A 21171-nucleotide genomic window follows, 5' to 3' on the forward strand; every position below is an offset into this window, starting at 1 on the left:
CCGGCGGCCATCGCCATGCCGCGCGCGCGCGGCCCGCTGAAAAACACCGATCCGTCCACCCTGCGGTCCAGCCGGGGGCGGCGCAAGCGCAAGCGGCGTCCTTCCGGTCCCCGTGAGGGCGGTGAGGGCGGCGAGGGCGGTTCCGGCGGCGGACATACCGGCGGAACCGGCGGCGAATAATCGACCACATCCGTCAGCCCCGCATCCATCCGCACGGAGCAAGGCGCGGCGACCATACAGGCAACAGTTTCCGCCCCCGGCGCGCGCCGGGGGCGGCCATCATATCGGAACGGCGGCGCGGCAGGCCCGCACCGCCCGCAGCGTCCGAATCGGGAGACCCACGTGGACCGCTTCTACATCACCACCCCCATTTACTACGTCAACGCCAAGCCGCACCTCGGCCATGCCTACACCACCATCGTGGCCGATTCGCTGCGCCGCTTCCACCGCCTGCTGGGCAAGGACACCTACTTTCTGACCGGCACCGACGAGCACGGCGACAAGATCGTGCAGGCCGCCGAAAAGGCCGGGTGTTCGCCGCAGGAATTCGTGGACGGCGTGAGCACGCAGTTCCGCGACCTGTGGCCGCATCTGGGCGTGGAGTACGACCAGTTCATCCGCACCACAGACGCGGAGCACAAGAAGTGCGTGCAGGACGTGTTGCAGAAGGTCTACGACAGCGGCGACATCTACTTTGGCGAGTACGGCGGCCACTACTGCTACGGGTGCGAACGATTCTACACCGAGAAGGAACTGGAAAACGGCCTGTGCCCGCAGCATCAGGTGAAGCCGGAATACATCAGCGAAAAGAACTATTTCTTCCGCATGTCCAAGTACCAGGGCTGGCTGCGCCAGTACATCCTGGACAACCCCGACTTCATCCGGCCTGAACGCTACCGCAGCGAAGTGCTGGGCATTCTGGACAGCGGCGCGCTGGAAGACCTGTGCATCTCGCGGCCCAAGTCCCGCCTGACCTGGGGCATCGAACTGCCGTTCGACAAGGACTACGTGTGCTACGTGTGGTTCGACGCGCTGATCAACTACATCTCCGCGCTGGGCTGGCCCGACGACGAGAAGTTCGGTCGCTTCTGGCCCGGCGTGCAGCATCTGGTGGCCAAGGACATCCTGAAGCCGCACGCGGTGTTCTGGCCCACCATGCTGAAGGCGGCGGGGCTTGAACCCTACAACAACCTGAACGTGCACGGCTACTGGCTGGTGCGCGACACCAAGATGTCCAAATCGCTGGGCAACGTGGTTGACCCGCTGTCCATGATCGACAAGTACGGCCTGAGCGCCTTCCGCTACTTCCTGCTGCGCGAGATGCACTTCGGCAGCGACGCCAGCTTCTCGGAAGACGCGCTGGTGGCCCGCCTGAACGCGGACCTGGCCAACGACCTCGGCAACCTGTTCAGCCGCGTGCTGTCCATGACCGCCAAGTACTTCGGCGGCGTGGTGCCCGCGCAGGGCCCGCTGACCGAGGAAGACGAGGCCATCCGCACCCTTGCGGAAGAAGCCCAGCGCAATTACGTGCGGCTGTTCGAACGGGTGCGCTTCTCCAACGCGCTGGAATCGCTGTGGGAACTGGTGCGCGCCCTGAACCGCTACGTGGACCATGCCGCGCCGTGGACCCTGTTCAAGCAGGGCGACACCGAGCGCCTGGGCACCGTCATGTACGTGATGCTGGAATGCATGCGCAAAGTGGCCGTGCACCTGTGGCCGGTGATGCCCGAGGCCTCCACCGTGCTGTTGGGGCAGTTGGGCCAGACGCTGGACCCGGCCACCGTGCAGTTGGCTGACGAGGCCGACCGCTGGGGCGGGCTGGCCGCCGGTACCACCGTGGCGTCGTCGTCCAACCTGTTCCCCCGTGTGGAACTGGAAAAGGTGGAAGAGTCCAAACCCGCCAAGGCGGAAGGCAAGAAAAAGGACAAGGCCGCCGCTTCCGCTCAGGCTGCCGCGCAATCCGCCGCGCCTGCCGCTGGCGACGAACCCGCCACCATCGAGTTCACCGACTTCCAGAAGCTGGACATCCGCTTCGGCACCGTGGTGGTTGTGGAACGCCATCCCAACGCCGACAAACTGCTGCGTGTGGAAGTGGATCTTGGCGAAGCGGCCCCGCGCCAGATCGTGGCCGGGCTTGCCGAATACTTTACGCCTGACTTCCTGCTGGGACGCCAGGTGGCCGTGGTGGCCAACCTTGCCCCGCGCAAGCTGCGCGGTCTGGAATCACAGGGGATGATCCTTGCGGTGCGCACCGAAAGCGGCATGCAACTGGTGGCCGCGTCCGGCCCGGTGGCCAACGGGGCCAAGGTGTCGTAAGGCGCAGTTCGCCCGAACCGCTTTTGACGCTGCTATGAAAACCGCCCGCCGATGCATGTCGGCGGGCGGTTTTGCGTTGCGGCGGGAAATGGAGCGTGCAGGTGGCGTGTACGGTGGGGTGAGTTGCCGGAAGCCAGTTGGGGGCGGCTGGCTCAATTGGCTCAATTGGCTCAATTGGCCGGGGGGCGGCGCGTTCTTGGGCAGCGGGCTATGCGCCCTTGTCGGCGGGCGAGGAAAGGTTGCCGCTCTCGTTGCCATCCGGTCCGCCCTCGGCGTCGTCCTCCGGAACCTCCAGGGTGTCGTCCACCCGGTAGCGGCGGTACAGCAGGTAACCCAGCAGGCTGGACACCACGAACAGCACGGCGCTGGCGGTGGTGCGCAACTCCGGCGAAACGCGCACTCCACTGCCCAGCAGGGCGAAGATGAACGTCTGCGGCACGTACCCGGCGGTCGACCCGGCAAAGAAGGGCAGCGCGGGAATGGCGCTGACCCCGGCCAGCAGGTTGGTCAGCATGTTGTTGCCCACGGGCAGGCAACGGATGATGAAGGACATGGCGAAAGGGTTGCGCCCGAGGAACCCGTTGATCTTCGTCACCCTGCGGCTGAAACGTCGCGCCACGAACGACTGCCCGCCGAGGCGCGCGTAATAGAAGGTGACCACGCAGCCCAGGATCGTGGCCAGTGTGCCCCACATCGTGCCCAGCACCGCGCCGAAGGCGTAGCCGCCCAGAAAGCTGACCACCTGGCGGGGCATGCCCACGGCGGTAAGCAGGCAGCCAACGCCGAGGTACAGGGCCAGCCCGGACACGCCGTGGTCGCGGATGTTGGCGTCGACCCAGGCGGTGTCCAGGGCGTCGTGCAGGCCCGAAAGGCGCAACAGCGCGATGGCGGCGGCAAGTCCGAGAAAGACGAACGCACCCTTGAGCACGCGTTTGAGAAGTCGGGTGGGGCGGTTGGTCATGCGGGGCAGTGGCTGGGGCCGGGTGAGGGTGGACGGATGTGGCTGTTGTCGGGTGCCGGGTGGCGAAGGGAAGGCGAGGTCCGGTGCCATGGCATGGCCTGACCGGGGACCGGGCCTGCGCAGGCGGGGCCGGGTGGGGCAATGCCGTGCGGGGTCGGCCATGCGGCAATCAGCCGAGTGCCGTACAGGCGTGCGCTGGTCAGGAGTGCGACGGATGCCCGCATGCTGCATGTGCTGCACGCCGGTGGGCGGCGCACACCGCATGTGCGCAGTAGCGGCAACGGGCCGCGACGTCAAGCTGCCGGAGGCGTCAGCGCAGGCGCGACCAGAGCAGCGACAAGGTCAGCACCTGACCGGCCAGCAACAGCATGTCGCGTTCCAGCAGGGCGAAGATGGTGACAAGGCCGCCGCCGGTCAGCATGGCGATACGCAGCAGGCGCAGGTCGCGTGGGGCAAAAGTGGTGTGGGGCGCTGGCGTGGTTGTCGCTCCGCAGGGGGAGCGGTGTGCGGCCCCGGGAGGCGGGGACGTGCCCGGAGGGGCGGCGCTGCCCGCATCGGCGAAGGCGGATGCTCGGGCGGCTTCGGGCGGTGCTTGCGCGTCTGATGCAGACACCGCAAAATCCGGATGCTGTCCACGGCGGGCCGCCCATGCCAGCACGGTGACCTGCGCCAGCAGGCCCACAGCCAGGATGGCCCAGCGGGCGGGCCAGAGCATCCATTCCAGCGTGTCCATTCCCAAGTCCGTGCATAGATGAGGGGCAGTCCGGCCCGGCAGGGCGGCGGTGCGGCCCGCCCCGAGATCAGTTGCGCTCGGCGATGTCGTAATTGATGTAGCGGCGCTTCATCCACGCCACGGCCAGCAAGTCGAAGGCGGCGGTCTTGGCGCGGCTGAAGGCCCCGTACTTGGACACGCCGTGCAGGCGCGGGCGGTGGTTTACCTTCAGTTCGGCCACGGTGGCGCCCTGCATCTTCATCAGCGTGGGCAGAAAACGGTGCATGCCGGTGAACATGGGGATGCGCCGGGCCATGGTGGTGCGCATTACCTTCAGCGAGCAGCCGGTGTCCTTCACCGTCTCGCCGGTCAGGCGGTTGCGGATGGCGTTGGCCCACCGGGAGGCGATGCGCTTGGCAAAGGTGTCCTTGCGCTTGGCGCGCCAGCCGATGACCATGTCGTACCCGCGTTCGAACTCGATGAGCATGGCGGGGATGTCGGCGGGGTCGTTCTGCAGGTCGGCGTCCATGGTTACGATGACTTCATGGCGCGCGGCCTGGAACCCGGCGGCAAAAGCGGCGGACTGCCCGCAATTCTTGCGGAACGACAGGTAGCGCACCTGGGGATGCTCCGCCGCAAGGGCCTTGATGACTTCCAGGCTGCGGTCCTTGCTGCCGTCGTCCACGAACAGCACTTCCCACTCCTTGCCGATGTTGGCGATGGAGCGGCGGATTTCCTCGAACAGGGCGGGCAGATTGTCCTGCTCGTTGTACACGGGCAGCACGACGGAAAGGGAGGTGATGTTCTTGTTCTGCATGGCCCGCACTACATAAGGAATTTGCCCGGCGATGTAAATGCGCGGTTGACAGTCCGACCGCCCCCGCGTATACACACCTTCTTCGCTGGGGAGGCAGTCCCCACATCGTGTCGCGGGGTGGAGCAGCTCGGTAGCTCGTCGGGCTCATAACCCGAAGGTCGTCGGTTCAAATCCGGCCCCCGCAACCAGAAAGACAAGCCCTTATGGAAGATTTCCATAAGGGCTTTTTCTTTTTCCTACCCTATTCCTACCTTGGAAATCTCACGTGGCTTCTTTGTCTGACTGATATGCTTTCAGATGGATTTTCTAGAGTTAAGAAACTGATGGGAATTCTGCTATATTCATTGACTCCTATTTAGGGGATTCGAAAGGCCAGGTGAGGGGCCGAAGCAGTGACTTTTTGAACGCAACGTTATCCACCGCAAGCGCGGGGGGAACTTGGGGAAAGCTCACTCTTTTCGAGCCATGTGGGGGCTATCCCCGCAGGCGCGGGGGGAACCCGGAGACAGGACTCGAGCCTGCATTGCACTGGGGCCTATCCCCGCAGGCGCGGGGGGAACGCGCGTCAAGGCCCAGCGAGCGGATGCCCCAGGGCCTATCCCCGCAGGCGCGGGGGGAACGAAACGAAAATGACTGAATTTACCAAGAATCAGGGCCTATCCCCGCAGGCGCGGGGGGAACAGCATCCCACCCGTCCTGCATGAGCACGTGTAGGGCCTATCCCCGCAGGCGCGGGGGGAACCGGAAGCCGCCCAGCGCGAGAAGGACCGCGAGCGGCCTATCCCCGCAGGCGCGGGGGGAACCGCTGCTCCCAGAAGAACACCTTGGCCGGGTGGGGCCTATCCCCGCAGGCGCGGGGGGAACCGCTGCTCCCAGAAGAACACCTTGGCCGGGTAGGGCCAATCCCCGCAGGCGCGGGGGGAACACAACTTCAATCTTCAGGTTGAGGCCCGCCGGGGGCCTATCCCCGCAGGCGCGGGGGGAACTGTATCCTCGTCAGGCTTGCCGTCAAACACCAGGGCCTATCCCCGCAGGCGCGGGGGTAACGCTCCACTCCAGCGCCTCCACCCGCTCGCGCAGGGCCTATCCCCGCAGGCGCGGGGGGAACTGTCGCGCTCAACTCGTAAGCAACGCTTACACGGGCCTATCCCCGCAGGCGCGGGGGGAACGCTTGTGCACCCTTTTTCTTGCGCGTCGCCATGGGCCTATCCCCGCAGGCGCGGGGGGAACTGCCCAGCAGCCGCAGGAGCAGTGTCAGCGCCGGGCCTATCCCCGCAGGCGCGGGGGGAACAATGGAGGAAGGCGGGCAAGCGAGGGGTGGTAAGGCCTATCCCCGCAGGCGCGGGGGGAACTGTCGTTGCTGACTACACCACCAACCTTTTCAGGGCCTATCCCCGCAGGCGCGGGGGGAACCCCTATTCCCGTTCGGCCTTGCGCCTTGACCGGGGCCTATCCCCGCAGGCGCGGGGGGAACTCGTACATCGACCTTGCCGAGCAGGCCAAGAAGGGCCTATCCCCGCAGGCGCGGGGGGAACCAGCGCGGCCCGCTCACGCTCAAGGCGCAGCAGGGCCTATCCCCGCAGGCGCGGGGGGAACGAGGCAGAGGCCGAGCAGCGCCTTTCCGACCGGGGCCTATCCCCGCAGGCGCGGGGGGAACTACGCGGAGCGCGTCGAGGCGCTGCGTGCCGGGGGCCTATCCCCGCAGGCGCGGGGGGGAACGCGCAGCCAGTCCATTATGCGTCTCCCAGCATGGGCCTATCCCCGCAGGCGCGGGGGGAACGCGGACTCCAAACGGGTGGATTCCGCCCCGCAGGGCCTATCCCCGCAGGCGCGGGGGGAACTATGTTGGCTTTGCGCATGATCGCCCCGCGAAGGGCCTATCCCCGCAGGCGCGGGGGGAACACGCGGGCGCGGCCAGGAACAGGCGCGGGCAGGGGCCTATCCCCGCAGGCGCGGGGGGAACCGTATTCGATGAGGTTGAGCTTGGCGAGCTTGGGGCCTATCCCCGCAGGCGCGGGGGGAACTTCCTCCGCGAAAAGACGCCCACCATCGACAAGGGCCTATCCCCGCAGGCGCGGGGGGAACCCAAGCTCGGCATTGAGGCGACAGCCGCATAGGGGCCTATCCCCGCAGGCGCGGGGGGAACGGATATTCCTCTGACGCGAAAAAGGGCGGCATGGGCCTATCCCCGCAGGCGCGGGGGGAACTGCGCCGAACAGCCGCCCACGAGAGGTGGGGGGGGCCTATCCCCGCAGGCGCGGGGGGAACTGCTGGCCGAGGCGGGCGCGCTCACCTTTTCAGGGCCTATCCCCGCAGGCGCGGGGGGAACATGCTTGGCGACCCGTGCGCGCGCAAGGTCCAGGGCCTATCCCCGCAGGCGCGGGGGGAACGCCGTCAGGCTTCAGCACCGGCTCAAGCCCCCAGGGCCTATCCCCGCAGGCGCGGGGGGAACTCAGCACCGCGCTTTACCGTGAGCTAGACGAGGGGCCTATCCCCGCAGGCGCGGGGGGAACGCAAACCCACTCGCGCACGCCAAGTCTGACCGGGGCCTATCCCCGCAGGCGCGGGGGGAACGCGCCGCACGCCTCGCACGTGTATGTGGCGAGGGGCCTATCCCCGCAGGCGCGGGGGGAACACAGGCGACGTCATCACCGATTTGCTGAAAGGGGGCCTATCCCCGCAGGCGCGGGGGGAACCCACCGCCTGACTACGCGTGGACCGTCGTTGAGGGCCTATCCCCGCAGGCGCGGGGGGAACTGGGGTCTACGGCTGGGACAGCTTCATCTTAAGGGCCTATCCCCGCAGGCGCGGGGGGAACACAGCCAACAGGGCGGGCCTTGAAGGCTCCAAGGGCCTATCCCCGCAGGCGCGGGGGGAACCAGTGCGTCAAGGCGCGTGGCGTAGTAAGCGGGGGCCTATCCCCGCAGGCGCGGGGGGAACTTCACCGCTTCAAGTGTGTCGCCAGTGTGCCGGGGCCTATCCCCGCAGGCGCGGGGGGAACCCGCACAGTGCCAGTATCGCAGCGCCGTTTTCGGGCCTATCCCCGCAGGCGCGGGGGGAACGCTGGAATCCGGAGTGGGACGTGAGCGTGGCTGGGCCTATCCCCGCAGGCGCGGGGGGAACCCAGGCGCGCATTCCGTAACCGGCACAGTCCAGGGCCTATCCCCGCAGGCGCGGGGGGAACACCGCGCTCAAGTCGTTCACCTTTGAGCGCAAGGGCCTATCCCCGCAGGCGCGGGGGGAACAATGGGGACTCCTGCATCCGTGGCCGGTGCAAGGGCCTATCCCCGCAGGCGCGGGGGGAACTTCCCCGGCCTCCAGCCCGGCGAGTGCCGCATGGGCCTATCCCCGCAGGCGCGGGGGGAACACGCCGAGGAAGCGACGAACATGGGCCGGGCTGGGCCTATCCCCGCAGGCGCGGGGGGAACTTCGGCTATGCCCGGCTTCTCTGGCGATGGGAGGGCCTATCCCCGCAGGCGCGGGGGGAACCGCTTGATGCTTTTTGCCCCAAGCCCGTCGAAGGGCCTATCCCCGCAGGCGCGGGGGGAACCGTCTGGCTGGCTTCTGCGGGCGGAATTGCCAGGGCCTATCCCCGCAGGCGCGGGGGGAACAGTCGCCCGCGATCAGCTTCGGATAGGTGAAGGGGCCTATCCCCGCAGGCGCGGGGGGAACCTGGCGAGTTCCTGCTGGAAGTGTTCTGGCAACGGCCTATCCCCGCAGGCGCGGGGGGAACTTCACACAGCGCGGTGGTCAGTCCCGGATGTAGGGCCTATCCCCGCAGGCGCGGGGGGAACCAAGGGCGGCACCACGAAGAACGGCGAGGCCATGGCCTATCCCCGCAGGCGCGGGGGGAACTGCTGCTGGTGACTCTTGCCGGTCAGCACGAGGGGCCTATCCCCGCAGGCGCGGGGGGAACTTCGAGGCGCTGCCGGGAAAACCGCTGCCGAAGGGCCTATCCCCGCAGGCGCGGGGGGAACCCGCGTCCAGAATCGCTTGCGCCTCGGCCCGGGGGCCTATCCCCGCAGGCGCGGGGGGAACCCGAACACGTCACCCGCGTCGAAGCCGGACGGGGGCCTATCCCCGCAGGCGCGGGGGGAACTTGCAGAATGGCTCGCGCCACGCCGACTCGTAGGGCCTATCCCCGCAGGCGCGGGGGGAACGCGCGGAACTTACCCCGCAGCAGGCCCGGCTTGGGCCTATCCCCGCAGGCGCGGGGGGAACGAATTTCGGACTTGGGCGCGTTCTGCATTTTCGGGCCTATCCCCGCAGGCGCGGGGGGAACGCGAGGCTAGGCGAAATCCGCGCCGCGCAACAGGGCCTATCCCCGCAGGCGCGGGGGGAACGAACCCAAGCGTCGTGGGACAAATCCGTCGTGCGGCCTATCCCCGCAGGCGCGGGGGGAACCCGCCCCCTAGTTGCTTTTGGATGGCCTCAATGGGCCTATCCCCGCAGGCGCGGGGGGAACATGCTTTGGACAGCCCCTCCAGCAGGGAAAATGGGCCTATCCCCGCAGGCGCGGGGGGAACCGAAGCCGCGACAGTCGCGTGGCATCCGCTGGGGGCCTATCCCCGCAGGCGCGGGGGGAACGCTGCCCGCGCGGCGAGAGCCGAACACGGGCAGGGCCTATCCCCGCAGGCGCGGGGGGAACCGCTCGTTGTCGAGTAGACGGGGGGTAGCTCGGGGCCTATCCCCGCAGGCGCGGGGGGAACCGTTTCCGCTGTTACATGAAACGTTACATTGCGGGCCTATCCCCGCAGGCGCGGGGGGAACGGAAGGGTAGAGATGAACTACGAAGCAAACAGGGGCCTATCCCCGCAGGCGCGGGGGGAACGGCTTCGCACTCGCCATCAATGCTGCTGGGCAGGGCCTATCCCCGCAGGCGCGGGGGGAACTTCGACAACCTTCGCATCGGGCAGGGCATCAAGGGCCTATCCCCGCAGGCGCGGGGGGAACGACGCGCTCCAGGGGCTGCAACTGCACTACGGGGGCCTATCCCCGCAGGCGCGGGGGGAACCCCCTGTCGGCAGCGGGTGTCCCGACTTGCTGGGGCCTATCCCCGCAGGCGCGGGGGGAACACAGAAACGGCGTATGCCAAGATGGCCGACAACGGCCTATCCCCGCAGGCGCGGGGGGAACCACATTGGCGTCCTGTCTCCACCATCCTGCCAGGGCCTATCCCCGCAGGCGCGGGGGGAACACTGTGACGACTCCAGACGCCGCCCACCAGATGGGCCTATCCCCGCAGGCGCGGGGGGAACTCCTCCACCTGCTCCCGCGTCACCACGCGCCGGGGCCTATCCCCGCAGGCGCGGGGGGAACATGACCGCAGGACAGGTGCTCACCTCGCCGTGGGGCCTATCCCCGCAGGCGCGGGGGGAACTTAAAGCCGTCTGCGCAATTTTGTGATAGACAGGGCCTATCCCCGCAGGCGCGGGGGGAACCTCCAGTACTCATCAGTGTCTCCTCCCCAAGCGGGCCTATCCCCGCAGGCGCGGGGGGAACTATGCCCCGCGCCGGTCAGTGTGCTGATCTTCGGGCCTATCCCCGCAGGCGCGGGGGGAACTCGGCGTGTGCAGACTCGCGGTCGTCCACGTAAGGCCTATCCCCGCAGGCGCGGGGGGAACAGGCCGGAAGACGCAGACGCGGAGGGTGATCAGGGCCTATCCCCGCAGGCGCGGGGGGAACCAGGTCGTGAGCTTCAAGGAGTAGGCATGCTGGGGCCTATCCCCGCAGGCGCGGGGGGAACCTTGCCGCTGGGCTGCGGCGGCGGCGATTTCGGGGCCTATCCCCGCAGGCGCGGGGGGAACGGGAAGGCGACGCGGGGGGAGTGGTCGCTTAAGGGCCTATCCCCGCAGGCGCGGGGGGAACGCTTTCGGAGATGTGGGCGCGGCCATTGAAAAGGGCCTATCCCCGCAGGCGCGGGGGGAACCGCGATGCCGCACCCGGCGCGCTGGCCAGCCGGGGCCTATCCCCGCAGGCGCGGGGGGAACCGGAGTAGGACAGCACAAGGAGGACACCATGGGGGCCTATCCCCGCAGGCGCGGGGGGAACGTGCGCGCAGTACTGGATGAGGCTGCCCCATGGGGCCTATCCCCGCAGGCGCGGGGGGAACGCGTACCGCCCGCAAAACGACTGGGTGGCTGGGGGCCTATCCCCGCAGGCGCGGGGGGAACCGCCGCAACTTCTTCCAAGGCTTGCTTCAAGAGGGCCTATCCCCGCAGGCGCGGGGGGAACGCGCCCGTAGACTGCCGGGATGGGGATGCGCAGGGCCTATCCCCGCAGGCGCGGGGGGAACTACACGTGGTCGCGGTGATACGGCCCACCGAGGGGCCTATCCCCGCAGGCGCGGGGGGAACAAGGTCAACATCCTCCCATCGCATGCGGAACAGGGCCTATCCCCGCAGGCGCGGGGGGAACCTCCCCTATGCCGCCGCTTTCCAGCGAGCGCGGGGCCTATCCCCGCAGGCGCGGGGGGAACGCTTCGCCACGGCTCTTGACTCCATCCTGAACGGGCCTATCCCCGCAGGCGCGGGGGGAACGCGCTGACGAAATCGACGCTGCCTTCGCGGTAGGGCCTATCCCCGCAGGCGCGGGGGGAACGTTGGAGCAGCTAACAACCGTTGCCCGGCTCAGGGCCTATCCCCGCAGGCGCGGGGGGAACCCGTCTTCCCGACGACCAGACGCGCCGCCTTGGGGCCTATCCCCGCAGGCGCGGGGGGAACCACCCGGCTTTGAGGGTGCGGATGCAGAACGCGGGCCTATCCCCGCAGGCGCGGGGGGAACCGTGGCCCATCACGCGGGCGCTGTGGGGAGAGGGGCCTATCCCCGCAGGCGCGGGGGGAACGCTGCGCGCAGGCCTTCGACGAAGCGCGTGGTGGGCCTATCCCCGCAGGCGCGGGGGGAACGTCCAGCGCCTTCTGGAAGTACTCCACGTCCAGGGCCTATCCCCGCAGGCGCGGGGGGAACCGCAGCCTGCTTGATACTCCTGTGCCTTGTGAGGGCCTATCCCCGCAGGCGCGGGGGGAACCTACACACACCACCCACATGCACCAAACGAAAGGGCCTATCCCCGCAGGCGCGGGGGGAACATCCCAACGTCCGAGAAGCGCGATTTCGCGGAGGGCCTATCCCCGCAGGCGCGGGGGGAACCTTGCAAGAAGGCGAAGGAATGCAAGTGTAAGGGGCCTATCCCCGCAGGCGCGGGGGGAACTCTTGCTATCTATCTGCTTATAGGTGATAAAAATAAGTTCGACTACCAGGAGATAGTCGGTCGTGGCATCCGGCTCAGGATCACACCATCCGCGTCAACAAGCGTACGCGGAGGCTCGCCGAGAACGCGAATAGCCTGGCCGGTGTCTTCGCCCCCATCGGCATGGACCATGACGATGGAGGCTCCGTCCACCTCCGCAAACCATCCTTCCAGCACTGTCCACACCCGTTCGCGCACAGCCCGAGAGAGGCGCGGGTGGGTGTATACTCCGGGCGACACCTCTAGAAGGCAAGAGGCCAGGAAGCCCCGGAAGCGATCAGGGACGTTACGAGTCACCACCACGGTCATCGGCATCGAACAACTCCTTGATGCGGTCGATCATGGCCGGGATGGTACCGGTCTTGCGCATGCGGCTGCCGGTCAGTCGCCGTACATGTCGTTCAAGGGCAATGCCGGGTTGTTTGCGCCATAGTTTGACTGCCTCGAAGGCACACGGCAGTGTCAGACTGTCCCGGAACAAATCCGCGATATCCAGAACAAACGAGCGAGAAGAGTCTTCGTGAATGAAGCCGAGTTGCGCGATGGTTGCGGTTGACGCAACAGCAATCTCGGCAGCGGCCTGGACGGCTGATGCAGCATGGTTCAGTGCTTGATTCGGTGGGTCGGCTGCTTTCGGGTTCTGTCGATCATAACGGCGTCCGTTCCAGTTCAGTCCGTAGCGCGCAGCGGTCAGCTTGTATGTTTCGCGCATGCGCGCCCCCTCTATGCCCCGCAGTGCGGACACATCGCGCGTGGGCAAAACCTCCCCCAGCCTCCATGCATACATACGCCGGGCAATCCGGATGCGCTCGTCAGGGTCGGCCCATGCAATGGCCTGCCTCCGTGCCAGGCGGCTTTCGTCTGGTCCGAACGGCGGTGCGGAATAACACCGCACCCCATCCTCTCCCACGGCCATGAGCATTGTTCCATGGCGTGCGGCCAGTCGCAGGACGTCGTGTGTCATCGAACATCCCGGCCCCAGCAGTATGCAGGACACTTGCTGGTAGGGAATGTCGTATTCCCCTGGCTCCAACCCCTCGCAGCCCGCTGTGGCGAAGCGCAACGTGCCCGCCTGCACGGTAAGTTGCCCCCTGCCAAGCCACAGCAAACCATGGCGGTCCGCATGCGGGATTCGAGCGGTTTCAAGCCCCAGACGCCCAAACATTACTTACTCCTTGCTTGGCGAGAGCAGCAGCATGCCGTAGCCGAAAGCCCGGTGACGGCCTACACCACGCTCCAGCAGGGCGGCGAAGCCAGCTCCGTCCCTGACCGCCAGCGTTCCTTCCAGCACCGTTTCCGGGCGTGTCCTGATGGTGCTGGGCGGCGCACCTCGCTCTTTTCGGCGCATGGGCTGCACCAGGCGAAAGGCCCGCATGGAGGCGGACAGTAGCTCAGCGGCGTCGTTTCGGCCCAGTTCGCGACGCAGCCACGCGGTATATGCGGCTTCCCGGTCGGGCTGTTCCCCGTCTTGGGCGCGTTCCATGGCCGCAAGGTAGACATCCTTCTCTGCGCCGCCCGGAGTTCGAACGATGGGGCAGCAGCTCACGCGGAATCCGAATCGGCTGCCGGAAGGCCAAGCTTGGGGCATGTCCTTGTGTGCCATGTAATCGCCCGGCAGAGCCTCGGACAACAGCGGCTGCGCCACTTCGACCATACGCTGTGCAAGCAAGTGCTTGTCCGCCCGGCCATAGCCCAACACCGTCAGCAATTCCGGGGCACTTGCGGAACGGCTTGGCTCAAGGACCACGAAAGGCTGTGGAGCCGCCGTTCCGAATGCCTTGCGCAACGCCGCATGCACCAGATAGCCCTGATCCCGGAGTGTCATTCCGGAAAGACGCGCCCATGCATAGAGCCGAGCCGGGACTATGGCGAGTTGGATCATGCGTAGTGGCTCGGACATTGTTTGTGTCATGATTGTACCTCCCCCTTGGCGGAAACTCCGCATGGATGGACCGGCCCCGAAACCGCGTATCGGGAGCCGGAATGCACGTCGTTGCGCCAGTCGCGAAGATCATGGAGTTCCACTATCCTGCCTGCGGCCATGTCCACCGGGCGGCGTGCGCCCGGACCATCAGCGGGCCAGAGCGCGGTGAGCGGAGCAGGGTCGCTTTGTTCCCCTGGTGCGGCGCGTTCAAGAGCGTCGTATGCATCCAGGGCATCGACGACTTCGCCTCGATGCAAGGGGCCGGAAGGAGGGCAACACACCCTGCCCAGAAAGAGCGGACGGAACGGCCTGGCAAAGGCGGCGGCCAAGTCGTCCAGAGTTGGCGATTCGTCCTCCGGAACCAGAGAAAGAACGACACAGACACGGGAGTCGGCGCGGTAGAAGCGTTCTCGCAGGGTCGGTCCGGAAAAGCTGCCTTCCCCGCCTTCCCGTCGTTCCGGGCCAAGCCCGTCAGAGCGCCATAACAGGTCGTTCTTGTTCAGTTGGGCGGTCTGGAAGTCACGTAGTAGCTGTCCTTTTCGGTCAAGGCGTGCCCCGTAAACCAGACGTTCCTGAAGTCGTCTGAGGCGGTTGCCGTCCGTGAAGCGTAGCCCTAAGGCATTGGCAACAAGCCCCGTGAGCATTGATAAACCCGGCAACTCCCGAGTGCGGCGCAATTCATCCACGGCTGCGTCGCTAAAGGACATAAGCGGCCCCTCCAGGCGCAGAACGAGGAAGCGCATTACGACCTCCCCGCCGTGGCCACGGCCTGCAACAGGGCCTGCGCCAGTTCAGGCAAGGGCGTGCGCACGGCACCGGGTACCTGAACGCCGGGCAGCCGACTGGCAAGCCAGCGCATCTCGCCGGGGCCGTACATGGCGTCCACATCACCCACGTAGTTGGCCAGAGAAGCGGCTGTACGACCCATCAGGTCAGGGGTGCCGAGCCGGACGGGATCAAGAAATGCGTTGGCCAGCGTACGGGGCTGCCGCTCGCCCGCCTCTGCCAGCACAAGGGCCGCATAGTCGTAGGGCGCGGTGGAGCCCAGCTTGGCGCCGGGCGTGACCGTTGCCATGAGTTGAACGAGGTTAGCCGCAACCTTCCCCGCAAGAGATCGCTCCTGGTCCAGCCAGTCTTCGGGGCGGCAGCCGGTCAGGTTGGAAACCAGCAGCGGCACGTCGATTACGGCGTAGGAATAATAAAGACCGCTGGTCAGTTCCGTTGCTCCCAGGTGCCCGCTGCCCCCTGCCTCTCGCGTCAGCAGGTCGTCCACGGCGGTGAAGTAATCGGTTTCCGAGGATTCCTGATGTACGGTAAAGGCATGGGCCACATGCACCGCCGCCGAAACGCGCGCGCCGGGATCACCGCTGATGAATCGACCGAACATGGCGCCGTCTACGCCCGCGCCGCAGGTGATGGCCCGGAAATTGTCCTTTTGTGTTTTCAGGTAGTCCTTGGCCAGCGTGGCTGCTTTCTTGATGTCGCCCTCGGCCTGGGCGCAGATTCCGCGCGCCTCACGCAGGAGAAAGGCTATTTCAGGCTCGCCAAGCACTACAAGTTCGCTGCGGTCCAGCGGACTTTTGGCGTCGTCCCTGCTCTTGCCGTCCTTGTCGTCCTTTTCATCTTTGTCCTTGCCCTCATAGAGACTTTTGGCAAAGGCGCTCAAGACGGTTTCCGCAACCTTTTCAGGCACGCCGTCGCCGACAAGCGGCTCCTGCAAACGCAGCCTGAACAAGGCGCGCGAGCGGACCGCCAGCCCCAACTCCGGGGAAACATTTCGCAGGCTGTATTCGCCATCGGCCAGCCGCCAATGCCGCTTGAGGCATTGGGAACTGATTCGCGTGCGCACGGAACCGCCAAAGGGAATGCGCTTGGCCAGTCCGGAATCGTCTCGGTTCAGCAGGGCTGCGGGGTAGCTGGTCAAGGCCGATATCTGAATGAAGCGGGGAAGGGGCATGATTGTCCTCCTTTGCATTCGCGTTGCCATGAGGGGTTACGAACCGTTCTATTTCTTTCCGTAATAGTCGCGGGCAAGTCGATGCATGGTACGGTCTTTGGCGTCATCATTTCCGGGCAGCAACAGCCCGGCCAGAGAAACCCAGTCCACGGAAGTGCCGTTTGAGGCAAGCAGGCGGGCCATCAGTCGTATCTGGTCTTCCAACTGTTCTCCCCGACAGCGCAGTAACCGCAGAAACCTGTGTTCCAAGCTTTTGCTCATGTCCGCCAGCACCGCGCCAAGGGTGCGATTGGGGGTGTGGATGTTCGGGGCCATGATGGACATGGATTGGAAGATGACGGCCCATGCGCGTTCCGCCTGGTCTGTTGAGCGCAGGCCTTTATCCACACGGTCGAGGAGCACGCGCCAGAATCCGGGCGTGGCGACAAGGGACGGACCGCCGCGTCGCAACGCGGCAAGATCGCCTTTGGGAAAGTTCGGGTGGGACAATGTTGCAGCTACGGATGCAACGCTCCGGGCCAGGGGGGATGTTTCCGGGGCCGTAGTCGTTTCGTGCATCATGACCTGACGTCCTCCTTGATCCTTTTAGGAGCGAGATGTTCGCGAACTGCTCGCTGGAACTGCCCTTCAGCAAGTGCCACCGCGCGTGGCCGCATTGTCAGCGGCACGGGCAAGGCCTGCGTCGCCTCGGTGAAGATGGTTATTGCGAGTGTGCGCAGCCTCTCGCGCCAGGGGGCTTGGGTCACCGCATCTTCGCCTTCTTCCAGTAGGGGCAGACATTCCCACAGCGTGGGGAAGAAGTGCAGGTCAACATCCTGATCCAGGCGCCTGATCCACGTCTCTGCCCAGGCGGCGGTTTCCGGTTGTTTGAATTCTATGCGTTCCCGCGCGGCTTGCATGAAGCGGAGCAGGGCAGGCTTGAGCACTTTGTTCTGAGCAGTAGAAGCAAGCTCGACCATTGCCTGGCACAGGCGCGCCGCATCCGGCGTTCTGGGCCCGAAAGCAAAGACTTCGGCAGCCTTGGGAATAGGGATGGTACGTTCATGGAAACCTTCTGTCTTGCCTTGCCCACGAATGAGCATGCGGAACCGTACGGCGAGGTCGTGTCCTTCATCGGGAGGATGGCACATCTGCAACAACGCAGGTGCGTATTGTTCCTTGTTCGTGTCCGATGGAAAGAGCACGGCCTGCACTGCGCGATATCCCGGAGTGCGATTGAACGCCGAGTGGTTTGACTTGAGGACAGGCGTCCAGGGGTCGGCCATGTCGCCGTTTTGTTCTTTTGCCTGGATACGGGGAACTGCTGTACCTACGACACGGGCGCACAAGGTGGACTGCGTCTTGTGTTGCAGGCGGACCCTGCGGCATACCTCGATAAACAGAGGATACAACTCCCGTAATTCCAAACTGATCTTTCCGTCCCACGGAACGAGCCAGAGAAGCCGGTGTCCCCGCAGGGGGGCGAAGGGCAGGCCGTGCTCTCTGAAATGGTTTGGGTTGCCGCATAGGATACGAACATCTCTCGCCCATTGCCCCCCGGGCGTCGGTCGTGAAAGAAGTTGAATGCCGGGTCTGGTAGCGAAGCCCCCGTTCATACGCGAGATGCCGTAGTTGCCTTTTCCCAGGAACCCTTCGCAGGTTTGCAACGTCAGAAGAGCCATCAACCAGTCTTCCATGCCCGCCGCGCGCATACGATTACTTTTGAGACCGTGGTTGCGGGCAGCAATGAGCATGTCCAGGGCGTCGGGGAAGCGCAGTGTTTTCTTGAACACCTCCCATGTGCCTTCCGGTACCGGGGGCTGAAGAAAGGCGGGCTTGGCGAGGTCGCTCACCGTAAGGGTCCAGGGAGCATCGTCGGGGTGGTCCGGCGTCAGCCGCCGGAGGCGTGCGGCCCATGCTGTTTCCGTATCCGGGCCGGGCAAGTCGGCGCGGCCCGGAGTTGCAGGCGGCAGTTCTTCTCCCTCAAGGGCCATGACTCCCAGTTGCACCAGAAAAGCATGCCAGGGGTGAGCCTGATGCGGTTGCACCGCCGAAAAGTTGCCCACTTCGTCTCGCTGCAGTGCCGCCAGTACGCCCGGCAGGGTCAGGCGCACCGCTGTGCCATCGGTGGTGAAAACACTGATTATGGCTTCGGTAAGCAGGTTTCCGGTCATCGTTCCTCCTTGTGCAGGCCATGCCGGTCATAGCGGAATCGGTTGCTGGCGAAATTGAAGCGGAGTGTTCCGTCCCGAGCCTCGATGTTGGTGGGAACTTCATCTGGGGCTGCGCCGGATGCCAGCCAACCGGGAATTTTTACCTGACGCACGGGGTGTCCGAAGGGGCCGGGCTGGGCATCGGAAAACACGGCAACTCGGTCGTTCAGGCCGAGGCGGGTGAACATCCGCTCTTCCTCGTTTGCCGGTGCGGCGCTGTCCGGGCCGAAGTGCTTGTCCCACTCCACGAGGCTGAATATCCCCTGTTGGGTCTGCGCGGTAAGAACCCCCTCAATACGCACGCCGTGAGCCTCCCATTCCGGGGCAAGGGCGTGGCAGGCGCGCAGTCTGTCCGGGTGCGTGGCGGATTCCACCAGCAGCCGGTTGTCGTGCGGGATGCACCACGGCTGCGTATCGAGCGCGGCCTTGTTCAACAGGTCGAGAGTCAGCTTGAGGCAGCGCAGGTCGGGGTAGGCACGTTCAATTCCGGCATTGAGTATGCGTTGCACTGTGGGGGTGAGGAGGGTGTCCGCTTTGCCGTCGTCTGGGGAGATGACGTGGCATACGGCCTTTCGGCATTCTGCAGGGCGGGCGTCTTCGTTCCGGCTGTGGCGGTGCAGACGGCCAATGCGCTGCAGCAGTACGTCCATGGGGCACAAGTCGGTGAAGAGCACATCGAAATCCACGTCCAGAGACTGTTCCAGCGTTTGCGTGGCCACCAGCACGCCGGGGTGGCGGCTGCCCGCTTTGCCGAAACGGTCTTCCACGGCCGTGTCCAGCAGCCTTCTGTCCTCAGGTCCGAAGCGTCCGTGGTGCAGCGTGGCGACATCGTTGACCCGGAAGAGCAGATGCCGGGCGTCAGCGAGTTGTTCCTCCACCGCGCGGCAGGTTTCGACCGCCGTCGCTACCTTGTTGCGCACGATGAGCACGCAGGCGCCCGTTCTGGCCAGGATGGCCGCCTTGATCGCGAGTTCGGCGCCATTTCCCAGAGGAAGAATTTGGGGAAAAATGCGACGCCCCGCATCTGATCGAGGCGGGCCCGACTTGTTGTCGCTTGCTGTGAGTGCCTTTCGACCACTCCACAGCGTGGGGTACGGAGCGGCAAGGCATGCGTCGAAGGCGGGAGCGGTGTTCGGCCACTTTGCCCCGTGCTCCCAGACATCAAGGTAGTGTTGGCGCACCGCCCCGCACAAGGTTGCGGACATGAGCAGTACGTGTCCGCCGACTTTTTGCAGGAAGCGCAAAAGGTTGCAGGTGAGCGTGGTCATGTAGGCATCGCTGGCATGCACCTCGTCCACCACCAGAAGCGAGCGGGCCAAGCCGATGGCGCGCAAATGGGCATGTCCTGCCCGCATGCCCGCGAGCAGGCACTGGTCAATGGTGCCAACAGCCACTGGGGCGCACAGGTAGCGTTTGGGATGTTCGCAAGCCCAGCCTCTGTTGGCGGTCGCCCACTCGCCAACTTCACTCCACTGCACGCGAAAATCGGGAAGACGGTATCCCTCGGCTTTGTCTACGCGCAGGTATCCGGGCACGGCCAGCACGACCGGGGGCGGACTGTCATACGTGCGGGTCATGCACGATACGGCACGTTTATGTAGTTGAGTGGCCGCAAAGCGCAGTGGGCAGGCAAAGTAGAGCGAATCTACCAGCCCCGCGTGAAAGAGACGGCTGAAGAGGCGGAATGCCGCTTCGGTCTTGCCGGAGCCGGTTTCAGCTTCAAGGATGGTAAGGCTGCCTTCGGAGAGCAAGGGAACATTTTCGATATCCCGCTGCATCCCGCGAGGGGGGAACGGGAACTGTTGTTCAAAAGCCGGAAGGGGGGCCGCATGCAAGGGAGAGGCATCTAGCCCGGTGTCGCGCAAGGCCTTGGCGGCAGCCTGTCGGGCGTATGGCATGGGATCGTTATCCGGGCCGGGGCGGCCATCTTGGCCGCAATAAGGAAAGAAGCGCGTGTCTGAGCCCAGCCAGTCGGCTAGCATTACCAGCCCGGCAAAGAGGTGCGTCAGGCCTGGGGTATCGGGCAGGGGCGGCGTGTCTGGGGCGAAGGCCTTGGGAAACCATGATGGAAGCGCGTTGGCAAGAACGGCGATGCCGTCGAAAGCGCCCCCGTGGTCGGTGGTCCACTGCTGCTCCCAACACCTTGATGCCCCTTGCCTGTTGAACACGAAGCCGCGAGGGGTGCCGTGATGTGACCATGCGGCGTCGAGCAGCCGCCCCATGGTTATTCCGCTCGTCGTGTCCCACTGCGTGAGCCACGGCAGGAGGGCCGAAAGCTTGTTTACGGCTTTATCAAGGCGGAACAGGCCGTCCAACACCTCGATGTGTCCGCACCCTTTGCCTAGCTGGCGGATCTTGGTCTGGAAGCAAGGCGCGTACTTGCCAAGGTCGTGCAGGGCCGCAATGGCCGCCAGTCGTTGGATTTGTCCGGAGCAAAGCGGTTGTTGAGCCACCTGAGCCAGGCGGTTTCCCAAGGTCGTTACGGTAAGGATGCACTCGGCAACGGCGCTGACATCGGCGCAGTGGGCGAGAACAGTGTGGAATGATGGTTCATCACCGGAATCGTCACGTTTTGAAAAATGGAACGCGCGGGGGGCAATGTTCATACTCCTAACCTTGTTTAAAATCATATAGCCTATTCGCCGAGTGGGGGCGAGTGAAAATTGTGAGCAGTTCATTGGTGCAACATGCTATAATATAAGTGTTTTTATGCGGGATGGGATAGATCGTGCACCGCCGCTTGGACACGGCAAAAGCGATAAGTGCGGTGTCTGAAGTCGCATGGTGAAGCTGTTGTTCCGGTGGTTTTTGCCAATGTTGAGCCGAAGGCGAATAAGCCCCCAGAAGGGGCAGGACGTGAGGGAGACCGCCGAAGGTGGGTCTACCTCACCTGTATTGTCTTCATGACTCCAAAGAAATGGTAATACCTAACCAAAACGGACTAATCCGTTATAAAATCTCTTGCTGGACTTGTCTTCAATGCCTTTAAAAGTATGGGGAACAAGTCCTCACTCCGGTGGTTAAACCGAAAACAAACTTCACC

General features: G+C 65.3%; 12 protein-coding genes, 1 tRNA gene, 1 pseudogene and 1 CRISPR repeat array. Of the genes and pseudogenes, 3 read left to right on the plus strand and 11 right to left on the minus strand.

Features of this window, described 5'->3' with window-relative positions:
- A pseudogene (locus FVW20_RS07035) lies at positions 1 to 180 on the plus strand (hypothetical protein); the annotation flags it as partial.
- Between the two features lie 162 nt (positions 181 to 342).
- Positions 343 to 2316 carry a methionine--tRNA ligase gene (gene metG, locus FVW20_RS07040; protein WP_012611908.1) on the plus strand — a complete coding sequence of 658 codons (1974 nt, stop codon included), beginning with the start codon at positions 343 to 345 and terminating at the stop codon, positions 2314 to 2316.
- Between the two features lie 208 nt (positions 2317 to 2524).
- On the opposite strand, the gene FVW20_RS07045 is transcribed toward metG, so the two are convergent.
- The 3 genes from FVW20_RS07045 to FVW20_RS07055 form a co-directional block, all read right to left on the minus strand.
- Positions 2525 to 3277: a TVP38/TMEM64 family protein gene (locus FVW20_RS07045; protein ID WP_196608881.1), complete on the minus strand. Its 753-nt coding sequence runs from the start codon at positions 3275 to 3277 to the stop codon at positions 2525 to 2527.
- A gap of 310 nt (positions 3278 to 3587) precedes the next feature.
- A complete protein-coding gene (locus tag FVW20_RS07050; RefSeq protein ID WP_196608871.1) occupies positions 3588 to 4010 on the minus strand; it encodes a hypothetical protein in 423 nt (140 codons plus the stop codon).
- Between the two features lie 67 nt (positions 4011 to 4077).
- On the minus strand, positions 4078 to 4806 hold the full coding sequence (locus FVW20_RS07055) for a glycosyltransferase family 2 protein (RefSeq protein ID WP_196608872.1): 729 nt from the start codon (positions 4804 to 4806) through the stop codon (positions 4078 to 4080).
- A 111-nt stretch (positions 4807 to 4917) separates the two neighbouring features.
- Between FVW20_RS07055 and FVW20_RS07060 the strand changes: the two genes are divergently transcribed.
- Positions 4918 to 4994: transfer RNA gene (locus FVW20_RS07060), tRNA-Met, on the plus strand.
- Positions 4995 to 5276: 282 nt separating this feature from the next.
- Positions 5277 to 12016: a CRISPR direct-repeat array (repeat unit 29 nt; unit sequence GGGCCTATCCCCGCAGGCGCGGGGGGAAC).
- Positions 12017 to 12058: 42 nt separating this feature from the next.
- Here the strand turns inward: FVW20_RS07060 and cas2e are convergent.
- The 8 genes from cas2e to cas3 are packed head-to-tail and all read right to left on the minus strand — an operon-like array spanning position 12059 to position 20734.
- Positions 12059 to 12370, minus strand: a complete 312-nt coding sequence (gene cas2e, locus FVW20_RS07065) for a type I-E CRISPR-associated endoribonuclease Cas2e (protein ID WP_196608873.1) — start codon at positions 12368 to 12370, stop codon at positions 12059 to 12061.
- The gene (gene cas1e / locus FVW20_RS07070) at positions 12342 to 13220 is read right to left on the minus strand and encodes a type I-E CRISPR-associated endonuclease Cas1e (protein WP_196608874.1); all 879 of its coding nucleotides are present in this window, start codon (positions 13218 to 13220) and stop codon (positions 12342 to 12344) included. The genes cas2e and cas1e overlap by 29 nt, the downstream gene beginning before the upstream one ends.
- A 3-nt stretch (positions 13221 to 13223) precedes the next feature.
- Positions 13224 to 13937, minus strand: coding sequence for a type I-E CRISPR-associated protein Cas6/Cse3/CasE (locus FVW20_RS07075; protein WP_196608875.1), 714 nt, complete (start codon positions 13935 to 13937; stop codon positions 13224 to 13226).
- A gap of 26 nt (positions 13938 to 13963) precedes the next feature.
- Complete coding sequence (gene cas5e, locus FVW20_RS07080) at positions 13964 to 14722, minus strand: type I-E CRISPR-associated protein Cas5/CasD (protein WP_196608876.1); 759 nt, start codon at positions 14720 to 14722, stop codon at positions 13964 to 13966.
- The gene (gene cas7e / locus FVW20_RS07085) at positions 14722 to 15936 is read right to left on the minus strand and encodes a type I-E CRISPR-associated protein Cas7/Cse4/CasC (RefSeq protein WP_196608877.1); all 1215 of its coding nucleotides are present in this window, start codon (positions 15934 to 15936) and stop codon (positions 14722 to 14724) included. The genes cas5e and cas7e overlap by 1 nt, the downstream gene beginning before the upstream one ends.
- Before the next feature lie 48 nt (positions 15937 to 15984).
- Positions 15985 to 16497, minus strand: a complete 513-nt coding sequence (casB, locus tag FVW20_RS07090) for a type I-E CRISPR-associated protein Cse2/CasB (protein ID WP_196608878.1) — start codon at positions 16495 to 16497, stop codon at positions 15985 to 15987.
- A complete protein-coding gene (locus FVW20_RS07095) occupies positions 16494 to 18089 on the minus strand; it encodes a hypothetical protein (protein ID WP_196608879.1) in 1596 nt (531 codons plus the stop codon). Before FVW20_RS07095 ends, casB begins: the two co-directional genes overlap by 4 nt.
- Positions 18086 to 20734 carry a CRISPR-associated helicase Cas3' gene (gene cas3, locus FVW20_RS07100; protein ID WP_196608880.1) on the minus strand — a complete coding sequence of 883 codons (2649 nt, stop codon included), beginning with the start codon at positions 20732 to 20734 and terminating at the stop codon, positions 18086 to 18088. The genes FVW20_RS07095 and cas3 overlap by 4 nt, the downstream gene beginning before the upstream one ends.
- Positions 20735 to 21171: the final 437 nt, after the last annotated feature.

The sequence above is a fragment of the Nitratidesulfovibrio oxamicus genome (assembly GCF_015731765.1).
Classification (GTDB): domain Bacteria; phylum Desulfobacterota; class Desulfovibrionia; order Desulfovibrionales; family Desulfovibrionaceae; genus Cupidesulfovibrio; species Cupidesulfovibrio oxamicus.